The 20,004-nt window shown below is 42.2% G+C and carries 20 protein-coding genes; 17 read left to right on the top strand and 3 right to left on the bottom strand.

Annotated features, from left to right (window positions below; all coding sequences use genetic code 11):
* Nucleotides 1-148: 148 nt before the first annotated feature.
* Nucleotides 149-1,168 (bottom strand): GBS Bsp-like repeat-containing protein, encoded by a 1,020-nt coding sequence (locus HMPREF2893_RS09985; RefSeq protein WP_070675980.1) that lies wholly within the window; start codon nt 1,166-1,168, stop codon nt 149-151.
* A gap of 182 nt (nt 1,169-1,350) precedes the next feature.
* Between HMPREF2893_RS09985 and purD the strand changes: the two genes are divergently transcribed.
* The 10 genes from purD to purB all read left to right on the top strand — a co-directional run bounded on the left by purD (nt 1,351) and on the right by purB (nt 10,037).
* A complete protein-coding gene (purD, locus tag HMPREF2893_RS09980; RefSeq protein ID WP_070675978.1) occupies nt 1,351-2,613 on the top strand; it encodes a phosphoribosylamine--glycine ligase in 1,263 nt (420 codons plus the stop codon).
* 189 nt (nt 2,614-2,802) lie between these two features.
* The gene (purE, locus tag HMPREF2893_RS09975) at nt 2,803-3,291 is read left to right on the top strand and encodes a 5-(carboxyamino)imidazole ribonucleotide mutase (protein ID WP_070675976.1); all 489 of its coding nucleotides are present in this window, start codon (nt 2,803-2,805) and stop codon (nt 3,289-3,291) included.
* Nucleotides 3,278-4,369 (top strand): 5-(carboxyamino)imidazole ribonucleotide synthase, encoded by a 1,092-nt coding sequence (gene purK, locus HMPREF2893_RS09970; protein WP_070675974.1) that lies wholly within the window; start codon nt 3,278-3,280, stop codon nt 4,367-4,369. Before purE ends, purK begins: the two co-directional genes overlap by 14 nt.
* A 1-nt stretch (nt 4,370) precedes the next feature.
* Nucleotides 4,371-4,634, top strand: a complete 264-nt coding sequence (locus HMPREF2893_RS09965; RefSeq protein ID WP_070675972.1) for a hypothetical protein — start codon at nt 4,371-4,373, stop codon at nt 4,632-4,634.
* Nucleotides 4,635-4,733: 99 nt separating this feature from the next.
* Nucleotides 4,734-4,991, top strand: a complete 258-nt coding sequence (locus tag HMPREF2893_RS09960; RefSeq protein WP_070675970.1) for a hypothetical protein — start codon at nt 4,734-4,736, stop codon at nt 4,989-4,991.
* Between the two features lie 93 nt (nt 4,992-5,084).
* Complete coding sequence (locus tag HMPREF2893_RS09955; RefSeq protein WP_070675969.1) at nt 5,085-6,035, top strand: ketopantoate reductase family protein; 951 nt, start codon at nt 5,085-5,087, stop codon at nt 6,033-6,035.
* An 8-nt stretch (nt 6,036-6,043) separates the two neighbouring features.
* Complete coding sequence (locus HMPREF2893_RS09950) at nt 6,044-6,271, top strand: hypothetical protein (RefSeq protein WP_045613324.1); 228 nt, start codon at nt 6,044-6,046, stop codon at nt 6,269-6,271.
* A gap of 10 nt (nt 6,272-6,281) precedes the next feature.
* Complete coding sequence (locus tag HMPREF2893_RS09945) at nt 6,282-7,295, top strand: hypothetical protein (RefSeq protein ID WP_070675966.1); 1,014 nt, start codon at nt 6,282-6,284, stop codon at nt 7,293-7,295.
* A 169-nt stretch (nt 7,296-7,464) separates the two neighbouring features.
* On the top strand, nt 7,465-8,700 hold the full coding sequence (locus HMPREF2893_RS09940; protein ID WP_070675962.1) for a hypothetical protein: 1,236 nt from the start codon (nt 7,465-7,467) through the stop codon (nt 8,698-8,700).
* Between the two features lie 38 nt (nt 8,701-8,738).
* Nucleotides 8,739-10,037 carry an adenylosuccinate lyase gene (gene purB / locus HMPREF2893_RS09935; RefSeq protein ID WP_070675961.1) on the top strand — a complete coding sequence of 433 codons (1,299 nt, stop codon included), beginning with the start codon at nt 8,739-8,741 and terminating at the stop codon, nt 10,035-10,037.
* 335 nt (nt 10,038-10,372) lie between these two features.
* Here the strand turns inward: purB and HMPREF2893_RS09930 are convergent, their stop codons facing one another.
* Nucleotides 10,373-11,089, bottom strand: a complete 717-nt coding sequence (locus tag HMPREF2893_RS09930; RefSeq protein ID WP_049472675.1) for a GntR family transcriptional regulator — start codon at nt 11,087-11,089, stop codon at nt 10,373-10,375.
* 132 nt (nt 11,090-11,221) lie between these two features.
* On the opposite strand from HMPREF2893_RS09930, the gene HMPREF2893_RS09925 reads away from it, so the two are divergent.
* The 7 genes from HMPREF2893_RS09925 to HMPREF2893_RS09895 all read left to right on the top strand — a co-directional run bounded on the left by HMPREF2893_RS09925 (nt 11,222) and on the right by HMPREF2893_RS09895 (nt 18,019).
* The gene (locus HMPREF2893_RS09925; protein ID WP_049483972.1) at nt 11,222-13,009 is read left to right on the top strand and encodes a glycoside hydrolase family 35 protein; all 1,788 of its coding nucleotides are present in this window, start codon (nt 11,222-11,224) and stop codon (nt 13,007-13,009) included.
* On the top strand, nt 13,006-13,482 hold the full coding sequence (locus HMPREF2893_RS09920; RefSeq protein ID WP_003009322.1) for a PTS sugar transporter subunit IIB: 477 nt from the start codon (nt 13,006-13,008) through the stop codon (nt 13,480-13,482). Before HMPREF2893_RS09925 ends, HMPREF2893_RS09920 begins: the two co-directional genes overlap by 4 nt.
* Before the next feature lie 26 nt (nt 13,483-13,508).
* The gene (locus HMPREF2893_RS09915) at nt 13,509-14,423 is read left to right on the top strand and encodes a PTS mannose/fructose/sorbose/N-acetylgalactosamine transporter subunit IIC (protein WP_049483971.1); all 915 of its coding nucleotides are present in this window, start codon (nt 13,509-13,511) and stop codon (nt 14,421-14,423) included.
* Nucleotides 14,410-15,228: a PTS system mannose/fructose/sorbose family transporter subunit IID gene (locus tag HMPREF2893_RS09910; RefSeq protein WP_023920055.1), complete on the top strand. Its 819-nt coding sequence runs from the start codon at nt 14,410-14,412 to the stop codon at nt 15,226-15,228. Before HMPREF2893_RS09915 ends, HMPREF2893_RS09910 begins: the two co-directional genes overlap by 14 nt.
* An 11-nt stretch (nt 15,229-15,239) precedes the next feature.
* A complete protein-coding gene (locus tag HMPREF2893_RS09905; protein WP_003002366.1) occupies nt 15,240-15,644 on the top strand; it encodes a PTS sugar transporter subunit IIA in 405 nt (134 codons plus the stop codon).
* 83 nt (nt 15,645-15,727) lie between these two features.
* A complete protein-coding gene (locus HMPREF2893_RS09900) occupies nt 15,728-16,897 on the top strand; it encodes an SIS domain-containing protein (RefSeq protein ID WP_070675959.1) in 1,170 nt (389 codons plus the stop codon).
* 81 nt (nt 16,898-16,978) lie between these two features.
* Complete coding sequence (locus tag HMPREF2893_RS09895; RefSeq protein ID WP_070675957.1) at nt 16,979-18,019, top strand: aldose epimerase family protein; 1,041 nt, start codon at nt 16,979-16,981, stop codon at nt 18,017-18,019.
* A gap of 444 nt (nt 18,020-18,463) precedes the next feature.
* On the opposite strand, the gene HMPREF2893_RS09890 is transcribed toward HMPREF2893_RS09895, so the two are convergent.
* A complete protein-coding gene (locus HMPREF2893_RS09890) occupies nt 18,464-19,771 on the bottom strand; it encodes a hypothetical protein (protein WP_070675955.1) in 1,308 nt (435 codons plus the stop codon).
* Nucleotides 19,772-20,004: the final 233 nt, after the last annotated feature.

Here is a 20,004-nt window from a genome sequence, read left to right as displayed (position 1 = left end):
AAGTTTCCTTTATCCACAACCTTCAACAGTCTCCCAGACTGTTGAAGCTGTGCGGGGTGGGAAGATTGAAAAGGTTTGGGGAACCTTTTCAACCTTTTTTAAATAGTCTGAGTTCTTTCCCACTCCCTTTCTGCTGGTTATGAAGACCTTAATCTGGGTAGATGTAGGTGACGGTTCCCCAGATGGGGTTGGTTGGATCGAACCAACCACGGAAGTTGTCGATATAGCGATGGCCGTTGTAGTTAGCCTCTTGGATCTGAATTTTTTGGTCATGTTCGACGTCTGTAACCAAGGCAACATGGCCATATCCCCCATTGTCCCAACAGGCGATGGCACCGACCTCTGGAGTGTCTCCTGTCCGGAATCCCGCAGCGCGTGCGCTAGCTGCCCACATGCCGCCATTTCCCCACCAGTTGTGGGCCCAAGGGGCTAATTCTTTGGCTCCCCAGGTGCACTCACCAATGGGGTAGGTGTTTCCCGGATGTGTCGCGAGTGGAGTGAGCTTTGGCTTTGCCTTTTCTACTTGAAATGTAGTGGGGAATAGCCCTTTTAGTTGTCCCTGGCTTTTCTGATAGACATGTAGGTGAAATAGCCCGCTTCCCTTGTGTTTTTGAGCTTGAAAGCGCAGTTGGAAATGTCTAGGTGCGATCTTCTTTGCGGGATACCAGACTAAATCATCCTGCCCATTTTCTTCAGACCAGATGGGGAATACAATCTCGTCAACGTCTTCGAACAACTTTAGGTCTACCTCAAATTCTTGTGAGGAGATGGGTGTGATCGTAATCTTGGGTTGGGAAGAGGCGAGGTCTTTTTGCTGGACTCTGGTCGTGAGAGGGTAAAGACCGGTTAACTGTTCATTTGCCTCCACCCCATAGACATGGACATGATAAAGTCCGGCTTGATCAGAATGGTTGGTCAATGGCACTTGTAGGTCAAATCCCTTGTCACTGTGTTCCACAGGATACCAAGTCAGGTCATCTTGGCCATTTTGGTCAGACCAGATGGGAACTTGGATCTTATGATACTTATCCGGGACATTTCCAAGATGAATCATCAGCTGCCCTTTTTCGGCATAGATCGCATTGGTCGCTTGATCTGCATGGGCAATAGAGGCTTGCATCCCCCATGTCGCACAAGTCAGTACGACAAATTTTTTGATCGTTTGCATAATACTCCTTTTCGTCAATTAGTAGGTCTCACCTATACTATTCGGAAAAAAATGAGAAATAGGAGAAAATAGCAAAAAATGTTTGGATTCTACTGGAAATAGGAGACTTTTGCTGAAATCATTAGAATAAAACGAACGATTATGATATAATTTAATAAAATAATTCGCAAAAGAGGTTCGAGATGAAACTTTTGGTTGTTGGATCTGGCGGTCGTGAGCATGCGATTGCTAAGAAATTGTTGGAGTCTAGAGACGTTGAGCAGGTTTTTGTGGCTCCTGGTAATGACGGGATGACATTGGACGGTCTTGATTTAATCAATATCGGAATTTCCGAACATTCTAAGCTGATTGACTTCGCAAAAGCGAACGATATTGCTTGGACCTTTATCGGTCCAGATGATGCCCTTGCAGCTGGTATCGTGGATGATTTCAATGCGGCTGGACTCAAAGCCTTTGGTCCGACCAAGGCTGCGGCTGAGCTTGAGTGGTCTAAGGATTTTGCAAAGGAAATCATGGTCAAATACGACGTTCCGACAGCAGCCTATGGGACTTTTTCAGATTTCGAAGAAGCCAAGGCCTACATCGAGGAAAAAGGTGCTCCAATCGTCGTCAAGGCAGACGGCTTAGCTCTTGGGAAAGGTGTCGTCGTTGCGGAGACGGTTGAGCAAGCCGTCGAAGCCGCTCACGAGATGCTTTTGGACAATAAATTTGGGGACTCTGGTGCGCGTGTGATCATCGAGGAATTCCTTGACGGGGAAGAGTTCTCTCTCTTTGCCTTTGTCAATGGGGACAAGTTCTACATCATGCCAACAGCTCAGGACCACAAACGTGCCTACGATGGTGACAAGGGTCCTAACACTGGTGGAATGGGTGCCTATGCGCCAGTTCCTCACTTGCCACAGAGCGTGGTTGACACAGCGGTTGACACCATTGTCAAGCCAGTTCTTGAAGGCATGATCAAAGAAGGTCGTCCGTATCTTGGTGTCCTTTACGCGGGGCTAATCTTGACAGCTGATGGACCGAAAGTCATCGAGTTCAACTCTCGTTTTGGCGATCCTGAAACACAAATTATCTTGCCTCGTTTGACATCTGATTTTGCACAAAATATTACTGATATTTTGGATGGCAAAGAGCCGGCCATTACTTGGACGGACAAGGGTGTGACACTGGGCGTAGTTGTAGCATCAAACGGCTACCCACTCGCTTATGAGAAGGGTGTCAAGCTTCCAGCCAATACAGAGGGCGACATCATCACTTACTATGCTGGTGCCAAATTCGCTGAAAATAGTCAAGACCTCCTTTCAAACGGAGGACGTGTCTACATGCTCGTCACAACAGCAGATACCGTCAAAGACGGCCAAAACATTATCTACAACGAACTCAACAAACAAAACACAGAAGGCCTCTTCTATCGAAATGATATCGGTAGCAAGGCGATAAAGTAGAAGTACAAGAATAGCGCGACGAAGTCGCTAAACCCGATAATGGTCGCCGTGGTGAAAAGACCGGAACAGCATCTGTTCTGGTCGGGGGAAACTTTGAGACCTTAGACTCAAAGTTTAGGAATGAAACCGAAGGTTTGCTTCCGTCCCCACCACCTAAGACCATTATCAAAAAAAGAAAAAGGATTAAAAATGAAACCAGTAATTTCCATCATCATGGGCTCAAAATCTGACTGGGCAACCATGCAAAAAGCTGCTGAAGTCCTCGATAACTTCGGTGTCGCTTATGAAAAGAAAGTTGTTTCCGCCCATCGGACGCCCAACCTCATGTTCAAACACGCCGAAGAAGCACGTAGCCGTGGCATCAAGGTCATCATCGCGGGTGCGGGTGGCGCAGCTCACTTGCCAGGGATGGTCGCAGCTAAAACGACCCTTCCGGTTATCGGCGTACCCGTCAAATCACGTGCCCTTAGCGGTGTAGATTCACTTTATTCCATCGTTCAGATGCCAGGTGGAGTGCCTGTCGCAACTATGGCGATCGGTGAAGCAGGTGCGACTAACGCGGCCCTCTTTGCCCTCCGCCTTCTTTCGGTAGAGGACCAGGCTATTGCGACAGCGTTAGCGGATTTCGCAGAAGAACAAGGAAAAATCGCAGAGGAGTCTACAAATGAGCTCAACTAAAACCATTGGGATCATCGGTGGTGGTCAACTCGGTCAGATGATGGCGATCTCAGCTATCTACATGGGACACAAGGTTATTGCCTTGGATCCAGCAGCTGATTGCCCAGCCTCTCGTGTGGCGGAAATCATCATAGCTCCTTACGACGACGTGGATGCCCTTCGTCAGTTGGCAGATCGCTGTGATGTTCTCACTTATGAATTTGAAAATGTGGATGCTGATGGTTTGGATGCTGTTATCAAAGAAGGACAGCTTCCACAAGGGACAGACCTGCTTCGTATCTCCCAAAACCGGATTTTTGAGAAGGACTTTCTTTCCAACAAGGCCCAAGTCACTGTGGCTCCTTACAAGGTCGTGACCTCAAGCATAGACTTGTCAGATATCGACCTCTCGAAAAACTATGTTCTCAAGACGGCGACCGGTGGTTACGATGGCCATGGTCAGAAGGTCATTCGTTCAGAAGAAGATTTGGAAGAAGCCTATGCGCTAGCTGACTCGGCAGACTGTGTCTTGGAAGAATTTGTCAACTTTGATCTTGAAATTTCGGTCATCGTGTCTGGAAATGGCAAGGACGTGACGGTTTTCCCCGTTCAGGAAAATATCCACCGCAACAACATTCTTTCAAAAACCATTGTGCCTGCTCGCATTTCAGAAAGTCTAGCTGAAAAAGCCAAGGCCATGGCAGTGCGAATCGGCGAACAACTGAACCTCTCTGGTACGCTTTGTGTAGAAATGTTTGCGACAGCTGATGACATCATTGTCAATGAAATCGCCCCACGTCCACACAATTCAGGGCACTACTCAATTGAAGCCTGCGACTTCTCTCAGTTTGATACCCACATCTTGGGTGTTCTCGGAGCACCACTCCCAGCAATCCACCTTCATGCGCCTGCTGTCATGCTCAATGTTCTCGGCCAACACGTCGAAGCTGCTGAAACATATGTGACAGAAAATCCAAGCGCTCACCTCCACTTATATGGTAAACTAGAAGCAAAGCACAACCGCAAAATGGGACATGTGACTTTGTTTAGTGATGAACCAGATAAGGTTGAAGAGTTTGGAAAAGGGATTGATTTTTGAAATGACAGAAGAATTTGATGAGTTGCTGGATGATGAAATAACGACCGTAACACTGACTTATACGGACGATTTGATTGTTCCAGAGATTGCGGATAGAGAGGGGATTCATATTTTAGACAGAGCTGGCAATCAGCTAGTCTTAGAATATTCTTGTTCCGTGAAGGAAGTTAAGGATTATCTGAGTAGTTACGGTCTGCCTAGACATCCTGAGAGAATTTCATTTGAATTTTCTATACATGAAGACTCAGAAAATGATAATCTTTAAAGCTAAATGGAGACCAGTTTATGATTCAAATTATTGTCAACGCTTTTGTTAAACAAGAGAATCCAGACAACTACTGATGGAAAGGGATAGATTTTTAAAATGGTAGAAGAATTCGATGATGTATTCGAAGATGATATTACTACTCTAACATTTACTTATGCGGACGATGTAGAGATTCCAGAAATTCCTGATACAGAAGGGATTCATGTTGTAGAGATAACAAATAATCGACTAGTTATAAAGCATATCCTCGATGATGATGAGGTCTATGATTATATAAAGACTTGTGGATTAACAAGTCGCCCTATAAAACTTTCGATTGAATTTTGTGTTTACGAAGATTCTGAGGAAGAATAGTATTTATATTGAATGGGGGGGAATATATGATTCAACTCATTTCTTAAACAAGAGAATCCAGACAATTACTGAAGGAAAGGAATTGATTTTTAAGTGAAAATAGCGATTCTAGGACTTGGAGTCATCGGGACCACTTATGCCTACGCCTTTCAAAAAGCAGGCCATCAAGTGGAACACGTACTGAGAGATAGTAAGAAAAGTACAGCTCCGAAGGAGTTGTCGGTTGATCTACTAGATGGTCGCTATCATTCCAAAGGTGAAAACAAACACGACACCTATGAGGTTCATGTGGCAGAAGCTGATTCAGAATATGATTTTATTTTTCTGAGTGTGCGCCATGGGCTTGTCAAAGAAGCTGTGGAGACCTTGCGAAAAAATAATATCAAAGGCACTCTCGTTTTCTTCTGCAATTTCTGGAATACACGAAAAGATGTCCAAGAGTGGGCAGGAGATTACGACTATATTCTGGCTTTTCCAATAGCTGGAGGTCACATGCAGGAGGACCATTTGGATGGTGTCTTGTTTGACCATTTAATGCTAGAAGGTGAGCAAAAAGCACAGATTTCTAACTATACTGATCTGACGACTTTACTGACTTCTGCAGATTTGAAGTGGGAAGTGCCTCATGATATGGTCGAGTGGATTTGGATTCACATGGCGATTAATGCGGGTGTCACTTCGACAGCTGCACGTTCGGGAAATCTGGAAAATCCAGAAGAATTGGCTCTGAACTTGATGAATAGTTCTTCAGAATTATCATTGGCCATCAAGGCCATTCGAGAGGCTTTGAAAGTCGTAGAAGCGCGTGGTGTGAATTTGAAGCTTTACAAAGCAGAACTATTGCCATACAAAATCCCGGCTTGGATAGCAGGAAAAGCCATGAAAGTCATGTTTGCGAAAAATGAGCTGACCCGAAAAATTATGACCTTGCACAATGATAAGCAGGACATTTTCTACTGTTGTCAAAGTGTTTATCAGACAGGTCAGGAGTTAGGTGTTGAGATGCCCATTCTGGAAGCAAATATGAAGGGCATTTCGATTTAGGAGGTTTTATGATTCAACTCATCGTCAACGCATTTGTTGAAAAAGATAAGACGGGGGCAGTCGTCGAAGTTTTGTATGCTAGTAGCGATCACGAAAAAGTGAAAGCGAAGTATGAAGAGCTAACGGCTCAATATCCTGAAAACTATTTAGCTATCTATGATGTCCCACTGGATACGGATTTGAATACGCTGGATCATTATCCATCTGTGTGGATTGGGAAAGAAGAATTTGAATAGGGAGCTTGATATGGTAGATTTTAATAGCCTTGAATATGAACGAATGATTGGTGATTTGATTCACGATACTTTTTATATTGAAAGCTCAAAAAGAGGGAAAATAAGTGGAATTAGGCAGTTTTCAGAAATCTTAGTGAGAAAGATTATTAATGTTGGAAGTGATAGAAAATTAATGTTAGGGACAATTCAAAGAGATTTCAGAGACGAATTAGATAGGCTTCAAGAAAACAGGAAAGAAGATTTACTAAAGATAATTGAAAGAATACGTCCATTAGGAAACGAGGGGACACATACTCAACATACAGAAGAGTTTTCTAATAATGAGCTCAATCAAGTAAAAGATGGCTTATTTGATTTATATGCTTATCTGTTCATTGATTACTTTTTGAAGTATCCTATGAATTTATTATCTCCCTCTCAGGTTATGCGTGAATTTTCGTTGTTGCCCCCAATTATAAGATATAAGACTTTAAAGTATTTGTATGATAGTGAAGCTAATCTACAAATTGCAAATAGATATTGTTTATCAATTATTAAAACTTTTAATAAATCGACTGCTTTGAATTGGTTAGAGAATGAGAAAAGTAAACTTCTCCAACTACATTATCCTAATCAAGAGGAAGCTGAGGAATACTATGTTAAAAGAGGAGTTCCTGTTTCTGCAACCCAATTTACAGTGAGTATTCAATTGTGGAAGTTCGATAATGTTTATGATTTATTACTTGACAAAATTAGTGATAGTAGAACAGATAAAAATGAATCGGGCAAACTATATTCTAATTTCGAACAAGCAAAAAAATATTATGAAAATAATAACGTTCTTACTTCAAGTAATATAGAGGAAGCTAAACAGTATTATAAGGCTGTGAAAAATAAGTTCTCTAACGATATTGAAAAAGTTAAAAAATACTATAGATTAAATAATTTATATTTTCCTGAAAACGATGAGCGTACTTTTGATGAATTCAGAGATTTTGGAGAATTAATGGAATTCGTATTTATGGGAAGGAGTAGAAATAACTAAGGAATCGTTAGCTCATTTATTGGAATAGTTCGATGAATACAAGTTTCGATACCTGAATATTCGGAAATTATTTAGACATCTATAATATATCTATGGATACGGATTTAAATACAGTAGAAACTCTTCATCTTTTTTGATTAGGAGAGAGGATATTGAGTGAGAAAAAATAATGGCTAAGTGTGTAGTTTGTGGGGAAAAAGGAATATTCTTAAGAGTCAATCAAGAAGGTATTTGTTTTACTTGTGAGTCAAAAAATTCTTCTTTATTGTATAGAAATAATATTCAAATTGAAGAAACGGACAGAAACAATCCGCTAACTTCTTTTAATAACGAGTATTATGTTTATGCCTGGAAAATCAAGGATACTGGAGAAATATTCTATATTGGTAAAGGGAAAGGCGATAGAGCATACGGCAAACACGATAGAGCGTACGAAGCAGAGAAAATAAGATCTCAGTATGAGACAGTTGTAGAAATTCTAAAAGATAATTTATCAGAAGAAGAGGCTCTTGAGTACGAGTCTACAGAAATCAAAAGAATCTTAAATGAAACAACGCATAGATTAACAAATAGAATTATTCCGTTTGATACTAAACGTGATAATGGATACGGACCTGCTTTGTCAACGCCGCCTTATAAATTTGAGACATCGCCTGTACTATTTGCAAGCGAAATTGATGAACATTATTTTAAAGCCCAGTACAGGCCTTTTGATGAAGTTGAACTAGCTATGCTACAAAAAGTATATTTTGTTGAAGGAAGTATTTCACAACAAGAGGCTACAATTGTTTATGGCGGAGAATTCAATAAATATTTATCAGATGTCCAAAGATGGTTAAAACAAATTAATTCAACTATTTTGAAAACTCGCTTTGCTAAATCAGTTACTTCTTGGATTTATCTATCTGATGACTCTGTTGTCAATTATGAAGTAAATATGAAAAATGCAGAGGAAAGAATTGGTTGCAAAATCCCATGTTATCATTTAATTGATGTATGGAAATATTTAAAACAATTAAGTTTACCTAGTCATGAGGGTTTGTCGTATAGTTTTAATTCTTTACGTAGTTCATATAATAGAATTCCAATTGAGAAAATTAATAATTTGAATGATTTTGATAAGGCATTTGACCAAGGATTCCCTTTGTTTCAGAAAGGTCAAAAACTAAGAAAACAAGGTGAAATAGAGCAGGCTATAGCTTTATATGATAGAGCTCGAGTTTTAGGATATGACGCGCCAGCCTTATATAATGAATATTCAAAAGCTTTTCGTAGTTTGAAACAATATGCAGATGAGATTTTAATTTTAGAAGAAGCAATCTTAAGGAGTTCACAAGAGGATAAAAAAGCAAGTTGGCAATTGAGGATAGAGAAAGCTAAAGAGCTTTTGAATAGAAGTAGATAATATTTGTAAATTTTTTAAAAAGAAAGGAAAATAATAATATGATCGAACGTTACTCTCGCCCAGAAATGGCGAACATTTGGACTGAAGAAAATAAATACCGTGCTTGGCTTGAGGTGGAAATCTTGGCTGACGAAGCCTGGGCTGAGTTGGGGGAAATCCCTAAGGAAGATGTGGCTTTGATTCGCGAAAAAGCGGACTTTAACATCGACCGTATTCTTGAAATCGAGCAGCAAACGCGTCACGATGTGGTGGCCTTCACACGTGCGGTTTCTGAAACGCTTGGTGAAGAACGTAAGTGGGTTCACTATGGTTTGACTTCTACTGACGTGGTAGATACGGCCTATGGTTACCTATACAAACAAGCCAACGACATCATCCGCAAGGACCTTGAAAACTTCCTCAACATCATCGCTGACAAAGCGAAAGAACACAAGTTCACTATCATGATGGGTCGTACCCACGGTGTGCACGCTGAGCCGACAACATTTGGTTTGAAATTGGCGACTTGGTACAGCGAAATGAAGCGCAACATCGAGCGTTTCGAGCATGCGGCTGCTGGCGTGGAAGCTGGTAAGATTTCTGGTGCGGTTGGGAACTTTGCCAACATCCCACCATTCGTTGAAAAATACGTCTGCGATAAATTGGGTATCCGTGCTCAAGAAATCTCTACACAGGTCCTTCCTCGTGACCTTCATACTGAGTACTTTGCAGTTCTTGCGAGCATCGCAACTTCTATCGAGCGGATGGCAACTGAAATCCGTGGTCTTCAAAAATCTGAACAACGTGAAGTGGAAGAATTCTTTGCCAAAGGTCAAAAAGGATCTTCAGCAATGCCTCACAAACGGAATCCTATCGGTTCTGAAAACATGACCGGTCTTGCGCGTGTGATCCGTGGTCACATGGTCACAGCTTATGAAAACGTAGCCCTTTGGCATGAACGTGATATCTCTCACTCATCAGCTGAGCGTATCATTGCACCAGACACAACCATCTTGATTGACTACATGCTCAACCGTTTCGGAAATATCGTTAAGAACTTGACGGTCTTCCCAGAAAACATGATCCGCAACATGAACTCTACATTTGGTTTGATCTTCAGCCAACGTGCCATGTTGACTTTGATTGAAAAAGGGATGACACGTGAGCAAGCTTACGACCTTGTTCAACCGAAGACTGCTCAATCATGGGATAACCAAGTAGACTTCAAACCACTTCTTGAAGCAGATCCAGAAGTGACTTCTCGTCTCACTCAAGAAGAAATCGACGAAATCTTCAACCCAAGCTACTACACCAAACGGGTGGATGAAATTTTTGAACGCATCGGTTTGGGTGACTAATCGCAACGAAAAAGGGAATTTGAAAAATAGACGAAAGAGACTGGGACAAAAGTCCTAGCCTCTCAATTATTTTTAGGTTGTCGAGCAAGACGCAGTGGTTGAGTGGGCTCTACTACGCTGATTTCATCAGCTTTTACAGCCCTACTCAACTGTGCGGGGGTGGGGAAGACGAACTCTTTTTAACTAGTCGGAGTTCTTTCCCACTCCCTTTTTAAACTTTTTATAGCTAAACTATCACTAATTATATATATTTTTAAAGAGGTCTTTAGAAATCGTTTTCAACATGCTATACTGGAGCTATAAAAAAGACCGAGATGTCTCAGTCTTTTTGGTTCTTAGTGATCGCGGTCACAGGAGATAAATTTAATCTTGTAGTAGTCACCGCGTTTATAGGTTTCCGTGTATTCAAGGATTTGGCCAGTCGCTTCTAGCTTGGTCGTCTTCACTTGTTTGACCGTTGGGAAATTTTCGTCGATCTTCAATACTTTAGCAACCTTGCTTGGTGTAGGAAAGACGATTTCGTTGACTTCTTCGAAGTGCTCGTCATTCATATGAATGTGGTAGTCTTCTTTGAAGCGATCATAGATAGAGCTGTAGTATTCCAAATTTGGATAGTTTGGATTGATGTATTGTTCAGGAACATAGGTTTGGTGGAAGATATAGGTATCATCCCCTGTCTGGCGAGTCCGTTCGATCTTATAGTAGAATTGCGTTGGGTTGAGGCCTAGTTTGTCTAGGATGCTTAAGGTATTTCCACGTTTAATAGAGAGAACTTTGACTTTGGCCTTTTGGATTGGGAAGGTTTCAACATCTGAAAATTCAACCAGTTTGTGTTTTCGAGCACGAGAAACAAAGGTTCCTTTTCCTTGCTGGCGGACAATGTAACCATCAGCAGCGAGGTCGTTCAAAGCACGGACAACGGTGATAGAGCTGACATCATAAATTTTAATGAGTTCAGCTTCAGTATAAAATTTATCTCCATTTTCAAATTTTCCGGAGATAATTTGCTGCTTCAATTCATCTTTGATGTGTTGGTACTTTGGAATTGCCATAGTGCTACCTCTCTTTAGATTTCTCTTATTTAACCCTATTTTAACATATTTTTTATAAAAGTGTTGACATTTTTTAAATAATTTATTATATTAATAAATGAAAAGGGTTACATATAAGAAAGGGGGGCGTTTATGGGAGTTTTTGAGATTCGCGATGCTTTCTATTTAAAAGGTCAACCCTTTAAGATTTTATCCGGAGCAATCCATTATTTCCGTATTGACCCAGCAGACTGGTATCATTCCTTGTATAATCTAAAAGCTTTGGGTTTTAACACGGTTGAGACCTATGTTCCTTGGAATGCGCATGAACCCCGCAAAGGGCAGTTTGACTTTAGTGGCCGATTGGATCTAGAGCGTTTCATTCAAACAGCCCAGTCCCTAGGACTTTACATGATTGTAAGGCCGTCGCCCTTTATCTGTGCAGAGTGGGAATTTGGTGGATTGCCAGCTTGGCTCTTAGAAGAAGACCTGCGAATCCGCTCATCAGACCCAGCCTTTATCGAAGCGGTGGATCGTTATTATGATCGCTTGCTTGGGTTGTTGACACCCTACCAAGTGGATCGGGGTGGTCCAATCCTTATGATGCAGGTGGAAAATGAGTACGGCTCTTATGGAGAAGATAAGGATTATCTTCGTGCCATTCGGGATTTGATGAAGGGAAAAGGCGTGACCTGTCCTCTCTTTACATCAGATGGTCCATGGCGAGCAACGCTAAGAGCAGGAACCTTGATCGAAGAAGACCTCTTCGTGACAGGAAACTTCGGTTCCAAAGCAGCCTATAACTTTGGTCAGATGAAAGAATTCTTTGACGAATACGGCAAGAAATGGCCCTTGATGTGTATGGAATTCTGGGATGGCTGGTTTACCCGCTGGAAGGAACCCGTGATTCAAAGGGACCCAGAGGAGTTGGCAGAAGCTGTCCATGAGGTCTTGGAGCTTGGTTCCATCAACCTCTATATGTTTCATGGCGGAACCAATTTCGGCTTCATGAATGGTTGCTCAGCTCGGGGAACGCTAGACTTGCCACAGGTGACGTCCTATGACTATGGGGCTTTGCTCAATGAGCAGGGCAATCCGACGGAGAAGTATTATGCTATTCAAAAAATGATGGCGACCTATTATCCGGAATACCCACAGCAAGAACCACTCATCAAAGAGTGTTTGCCAGAACAAACCTTGCAATTGGCAGCCAAGACTAGTCTTTTTGGGAATCTGGATAATTTGGCTCAAGTCGAGACCAGCCTTTATCCTGAAAAGATGGAAGAGTTGGGGCAAACCACAGGTTATCTACTATATGAGACAGACCTTGAGTTGGATGCGGAAGAAGAAAAATTGCGCATCATTGATGGTCGGGATCGGGTACAAATTTACCTGGATGATCAACATGTAGCAACACAATACCAAACAGAGATCGGTGAAGATCTTTTTATCAAAGGAAAAAAGAAAGCGGTTACGAATTTAAAAATCTTGCTTGAGAATATGGGCCGTGTCAACTATGGTCACAAGCTCTTAGCTGATAGCCAGCACAAGGGCATTCGCACAGGTGTCTGTGTGGATTTGCACTTCCACCTTCATTGGAAGCAGTACCCACTGGATTTACAAGATCTCAGTCAGCTCGATTTTTCAAAGGAATGGCAGGCAGGTGCTCCAGCCTTTTACCGATATGATTTTCAGCTGGACCACAACCTTGACACTTATCTGGATATGACAGGATTTGGGAAAGGGGTCGTCTTTGTCAACGGCCATAACCTTGGTCGCTTCTGGGAGGTCGGACCGACCACTTCACTTTATGTGCCTCATGGTTTCCTCAAAGAAGGAGCCAATAGCCTGATCGTCTTTGAGACAGAAGGGCGTTACCAAGAGACACTTCAACTTGTTCAACAACCTACATTCAAAGAAGTAAAGGGGGAAAACTTATGACTATTGTAGGATGCCGTATCGATGGACGTTTGATCCACGGGCAGGTAGCCAATCTTTGGACTACCAAACTAAATGTTTCACGTATCATGGTGATCGATGATGAAGTCGCTCAAAATGATATTGAAAAAAGTGGCTTGAAACTAGCGACACCACCTGGTGTTAAGCTCAGTATCTTGCCAGTCGCAAAGGCTGCGGAAAATATCTTGGCTGGAAAATATGATAGCCAACGACTCTTTATCGTAGCTCGCAAACCAGATCGTTTCCTTCGTTTGATCGAAGCAGGCGTTCAGCTTGAAACGCTGAATGTCGGCAATATGTCTCAATCCGATGAGACACGCGCGATTACCCGCTCGATCAATGTGGTGGACGCGGACGTGGAAGACTTCAACAAGATCCACGAAAAAGGTGTGAAGATTACGTCTCAGATGGTGCCAAACGACACTGCAGAAGACTTTATGAAGTTATTAAAGTAAAAGAAAATTTTTAGGAGGAAATTGTCATGATACAATGGTGGCAAATTTTACTACTTACTTTGTACTCAGCTTATCAAATCTGTGATGAGTTGACGATTGTTTCATCAGCAGGCTCACCAGTCTTTGCTGGTTTCATTACAGGACTTGTCATGGGGGATTTAAAGACAGGTCTATTTATCGGAGCTTCTCTTCAATTGACAGTGCTCGGTGTAGGTACTTTCGGTGGAGCTTCTCGTATTGACGCAACATCTGGTGCCGTTCTTGCGACTGCCTTCTCAGTAGCAAAAGGGATTGATCCAGAGATTGCTATTGCTACAATCGCTGTGCCGGTAGCAACTTTGTTGACCTACTTTGATATTCTTGGTCGTATGACTACAACTTACTTCGCTCACCGTGTAGATGCTGCGATCGAACGTTACGACTATAAAGGAATTGAACGCAACTACCTTCTTGGTGCTGTTCCTTGGGCTCTTTCTCGTGCCCTTCCAGTCTTCTTCGCGCTTGCCTTTGGTGGTTCTTTCGTAGAAACTGTTGTTACAGGTCTTGCTAATGTACAATGGTTGGCAAACGGTCTGAAACTCGCAGGTCAAATGCTTCCAGGTCTTGGATTTGCGATCTTGCTTCGTTACCTTCCTGTTCGTCGTAACCTTCACTATCTTGCACTTGGTTTTGGCTTAACAGCAATGTTGACAGTGCTTTATAGCAATGTTCAAAGCCTTGGTGCTGCAGTGTCTAGCATTGTTGGTTCTGATGTGTTCGCTAAACTTCCAAAAGAACAAGCTATTACTTTTGTTAACAACTTCAAGAGTGTATCTATGATTGGTATTGCCATTATCGGTATCTTCCTTGCAGTGCAACACTTCAAAAACAGCCAACGTACAGTCGTAGCTGCTCCAGCAAGCAATGTAGAAAGCGGGGAAATTGAAGATGACGAATTCTAATTACAAACTAACAAAAGAAGATTTTAAACAAATCAACAAACGTAGCCTCTTCACCTTCCAATTGGGTTGGAACTACGAACGGATGCAGGCTTCTGGTTACCTTTATATGCTTTTACCTCAGTTGCGTAAAATGTATGGTGATGGCACTCCAGAATTGAAAGAAATGATGAAATTGCATACGCAATTCTTCAATACTTCACCATTCTTCCACACCATTATCACTGGTTTTGACCTTGCTTTGGAAGAAAAAGATGGTGTCAAATCAAAAGATGCGGTGAACGGGATCAAGACAGGTCTCATGGGACCATTCGCTCCTCTTGGGGACTCAATCTTTGGATCATTGGTACCAGCTATTATGGGTTCAATCGCAGCAACTTTGGCTATTGCAGGAAACCCAGCCGGTATCTTCTTGTGGATCGCTGTGGCAGTTGCTTATGACATTTTCCGTTGGAAACAGTTGGAATTTGCCTATAAAGAAGGGGTTAACCTCATCAACAACATGCAAAGTACCTTGACAGCTTTGATCGACGCAGCTGCCGTTCTGGGTATCTTCATGGTTGGCGCCTTGATTGCCAGCATGATTGGTGTTGAAGTTTCTTGGACTCCACACATTGGGGACAAAGCGATTGAAATTCAAGATATGCTCAACCTTATCTTCCCACGTTTGGTACCAGCAATCATCACAGGTGTAATCTACTGGTTGCTTGGACGTAAGGGTATGAACTCTACAAAAGCTATCTTGCTCATCATCCTTGCAGCAATCGCATTCTCAGCATTTGGCCACTTCTTCTTTGGAATGGCATAATGGAGTAAGGTATGGCAAAAGAGTTAGTATTGGTCAGCCATGGTCGCTTTTGTGAAGAGCTCAAAGCGAGCACAGAGATGATTATGGGACCACAAGAATCCATCCATACGGTTGCACTCTTACCAGAAGAAGGACCAGAAGACTTTACTGCTAAATTCGAAGCAACAGTCCAAGGTCTAGAAGACTATATTGTATTTGCCGATCTCTTGGGAGGAACTCCTTGCAACACCGTGAGCCGCTTGATCCTTGAAGGACGTGCGATTGACTTATACGCAGGGATGAATCTTCCGATGGTTATCGAATTCATCAATAGTAGCCTGACTGGTAATGAAGGGGACTACCCTGAACGTGCAAAAGAAAGTATTGTCAAGGTCAATGACCTCTTGTCAAACCTTGATGATGATGAAGATGAGTAGGTTGGTATGGGAGTCTGGGAGCATCATCTCAGGCTCCTTTCCCATTTATCAACGTTAGATTGTAGAAAGGAACAACAGGTTCTATGTTAGACTATACAAAAGAAGACTTGCAGGAGCTAGGAGCAGAGATCACAACACGTGAGATTTACCAACAACCAAGTGTTTGGAAAGAAACGGCTCGCTTGTACCAAGAAAGAAAAGCGGAAATCAAAGCTTTCTTAGAAAAGATTGGGCAAGAGCATGACTATATCAAGGTCATCTTGACAGGGGCAGGAACCTCAGCATATGTGGGGGATACCTTGGTTCCTTACTTGCAGGAAGTGCACGATGAACGCCACTGGAATTTTCAATCCATTGCGACGACGGATATCGTAGCTCATCCTCAAACCTATTTGAAAAAAGAGGTTCCGACGATTTTAGTATCTTTTGCCCGGAGTGGCAATTCGCCAGAAAGTGTCGCAACCGTGCAGTTGGCCCAAGGCTTGGTCGATGAACTTTATCAGATCACCATTACCTGTGCCGAAGAAGGAAAACTGGCCCAGCAAGCCCACGGGGATGAGCGCAATCTCTTGCTTCTCCAACCAAAAGAAACCAACGATGCTGGCTTTGCGATGACCTCTAGCTTTACCTCTATGCTTTTGACAGCTCTCTTGGTCTTTGATCCAAGCGAGGAAGAGATCAAGGAAAAACGAGTAGCAGAGCTGGTTCATCTATCTGAGCAAATCTTGGAGAAGGACCGTGCGGTCAAGGAAGTGGTCGATCTGGACTTCGAGCGCGTGATCTATCTGGGGGCAGGACCTTTCTTTGGTCTAGCCCATGAAGCCCAACTCAAGATTTTGGAATTAACAGCAGGCAAAATCGCAACCATGTATGAGAGTCCTGTCGGATTCCGTCACGGTCCGAAATCCCTCATCAATGATCAGACCCTCGTCTTGGTCTTTGGATCCATTGATCCTTATACCCGACAGTATGATCTGGACTTGGTTCGAGAAGTTGCAGGGGATCAAATTGCCCGTCAAGTTGTCCTTTGGACCGATCAAGCTGCAGGGATTGAGCATGTACGGGAAGTGTTGGTGGAAGCATCAGCAGACTCCCTAGATATCTACCGTGCCTTCCCATACATTATCTATGGTCAATTGATTTCTCTTTTGACTTCACTCAAGGTGCAAAATCGCCCAGATACACCTTCACCAACTGGTACCGTCAATCGGGTTGTTCAAGGGGTGATCATTCATCCATTTCATAAAGAATAGCCACTAATTTTCTATAAAAAGTGGAGTGTTTCTTCTTGTGAAACTGATACAATGGAGAAAAACAGTGAGAGGAGAAGGTTTGTGAAACAGTATCAAGAAAGCGTGTTTGGGGAATGGCAGAATCAAGAGGTTCGGGCTTATCGCCTCGAAAATGATAAGGGCTACCAATTATCTATCATGACCTATGGGGCGACGATTTTAGAATATGTGACACCTGATAAAGAAGATCAGTTTACGAATATTATTCTAGGCTTTGATCGCTTTGAGGACTATGTGGGCAATAGCCCTAAATATGGGGCTAGTATTGGCCCGGTAGCAGGCCGGATTGCAGGGGCAAGTTTTGAACTCAATGGTCAAACCTATCACTTGGAAGCCAATAACGGTGCTAACTGCAACCACAGTGGACCGACGGGCTGGGACAGTGCCTTGTTTAGCGTTGAGTCGGTAACGGATCAGGAAATCACTCTGTATACAGAGCGTGCAGATGGTACCGGCGGTTTCCCTGGAAATCTCAAGATCTGGGTAACCTATGGTTTGACGGAAGATGGTGAACTTGAGATTGCCTATCGGGTAGAAACGGATCAAGATACCTTGGTCAACCCGACCAACCACAGCTATTTCAACCTATCTGGAAACTTCACCCAGCCGATCAATGACCATGTCTTTCAGATCAATCATCAAGGGCTTTACCCTATCCATCCAGACGGTGTTCCTCTTCAGACCGTGGATAGAGAAAGTCCGGTTGTTCAGCATCTCTACCAAGCTATGCTCTTGGAGGATCTTTTTAAGGACTCTGATCCGCAAATCCGCCTGGTAGAAGGATTAGACCATCCATTTGCTCTTCCAGAAGGGCATGAAAATGCTGGCTTTCTTTACCATCAACCATCTGGACGTTTCTTGACCTTCAAGTCAGAAGCACCAGCCTTGGTGGTATATTCAGCCAATTTCGTAGACGAAACTGTTCATCTGCAAGGGCAACCAATGATTCAGCACAATGGCTTGGCTCTAGAATTCCAAACAGTGCCAGATGCCATTCACAGTGACCAGGCTGAAAAGGTCATCTTGAGAGCAGGTCAAGTCTTCACCAGCAAGACTAGCTACCATGCCATCGCTAAGAAATAAGAAGGAAAGGGGTGACCCAAACAAGGATGTGAAATCCTTGCTTGGGACATCCTCTTTTTCTCGAAAAAAATTTTTTAGAAAAACTATAAGGAAATTTTAAGCTTCCTATCGTATACTAATACCATCATCAAAGACCTCCTAACTTTGAATGATAAAACTCCTAAAACTTTTTCATAATAATCTCCCTATAAGAGCCACCAAAACCGGTGGCTTTTTTTCTATGTACCTTAGTGAGTCAAGTCCAATAGGGACGTAGACGAGCTTAGGTACATTGATGCAGTTTGAGCGGAGCGAAAACTACGTTCCATAATAAAGATTAAGGTGGGGGACTATGTTTCTTCCTAACCGAACCAAAGGTACCGAAGTATTTTAATAGAGTGTAAGCTCTTTATTTTTTGCACACAAAAAAGCTCCTTGAGAAATTCTCAAGGAGCAGTGGAATGACTACTTGCTCGTTGCATCAGACACTTTTTTGAATTTTGCTGAAATAACCGTATTTAGATTATTCCGTCCATCGCGTTGCTCAATCGTCAACGTTAAAATATCTCCATCAATAGAGTATTTATACGTAGTTTCTTTAGCGACAGGTCCAATGGACATGGTTGCAAGTTGCACAATATTGATAGCTTCTGGGAAGATAATCGTTTGGTTTGCTGTATCTAATTTACCGTTCTTCAAAACAGAATGAATTTTAGCATTACCTCTATCAAATTCATAAGTTGTATTGGGCAAGTCCTTAGCGCCATCCTGTAGATTGACTGATAATTTAATAAATTGATTTTTAATATATTCTTCTTTCGTTTGAGTCACTTTAGATGCATCTTTTTGTTTTAAGTAATCGTAGAACCTTCCAAAACCATCTGCTAGAGATACAGTATAGTCGAATTCAACAGATGTACCTGTAATGTTCAACGTTGGTTTTAAATCTTTCCATGCCTCAGGATAGATCAGCTTGATAGCCGAATCATCATTGTCAAAATCTTTAAAGGCTAAGCTACGTTCAAGAGCTGGTCGGAAGTCGATGGCTTGCCATTTTCCTTCAATTGGAACAGGGTCTTTTTGAGTAGTGCTGCCTTTACGTTTGAAGTGTAGTTCATAGTGAACTGGAAGATTATTTTTCTTCGCTTTTCCGTCAATCGTGACATAAAGCATGTCGTCTTTTAATTTGTAGTGATATGTGTTTGGCGAAACGCGATTTTCACCGAATGAGAAGAAGAATGAGTTTGCTACGGAAAGTCCTTCATCAAAGGTCATTGTTTTGGCACCTTGATCAATAGAACCCGTTGCTTCGTAGCTAAACACGCCAGTATCTTTATTCATGCTGACTTTGTATTTCTTAAAGTCGCCTGCAAATCCTTCATGAGAGTCATACATGATTTTTTTGAATTCTTCTTCAGTCTTGCCTCTAGCTTCTGTTGTGACAGTGTAGAAAGCTTTAATAAAGTTATCAATGTTATAGTCGTATTTAATCGTTGCCGTATTGTTTTCAATCTTCATGTCCATTTTGAAGTCTTTAACAGATTCAAGCAAGTGTGCAAAGTGGATTCCATGGAGGGTATAGGCACCGATGGATTCCGTTAAAGCATCGAGAGTATCGACTAATTCCCATTCGCCATCAATCGTTTCGACTTTTGCTGTTTCTGTTTTAGCAGCATTTTTAGAGCCACTTTGTTTTTGAGAACAAGAAGCTAGTAGGAAGACTGAGAGCAGAGCAACGAATGATAAAAATAATTTTTTATAACGTCTAATCATCGCTAGACCTCCTTAAAATAGATGATTGTATTACGCTTATATTATACGTGCAACACAATTGTTTTGCAAGGGCTTTCAAACGAATCGCAATTTTGTTTTGTAACTTGACCGATTATTCAACATAAGAAACGGGAAAATTGTATGTAGCAGAGTCCCCAATAGATGAGATTCTCAAGGCTTCCTAAATTATTTTTTTGCACACAAAAGAGGCTGGGACAAAAGTCCTAGCCTCT

The organism is Streptococcus sp. HMSC072C09, from assembly GCF_001813105.1.
GTDB lineage: Bacteria > Bacillota > Bacilli > Lactobacillales > Streptococcaceae > Streptococcus.
Note: the sequence above shows the minus strand (reverse complement) of the source record. Positions and strands in the feature narration are given on the sequence as shown.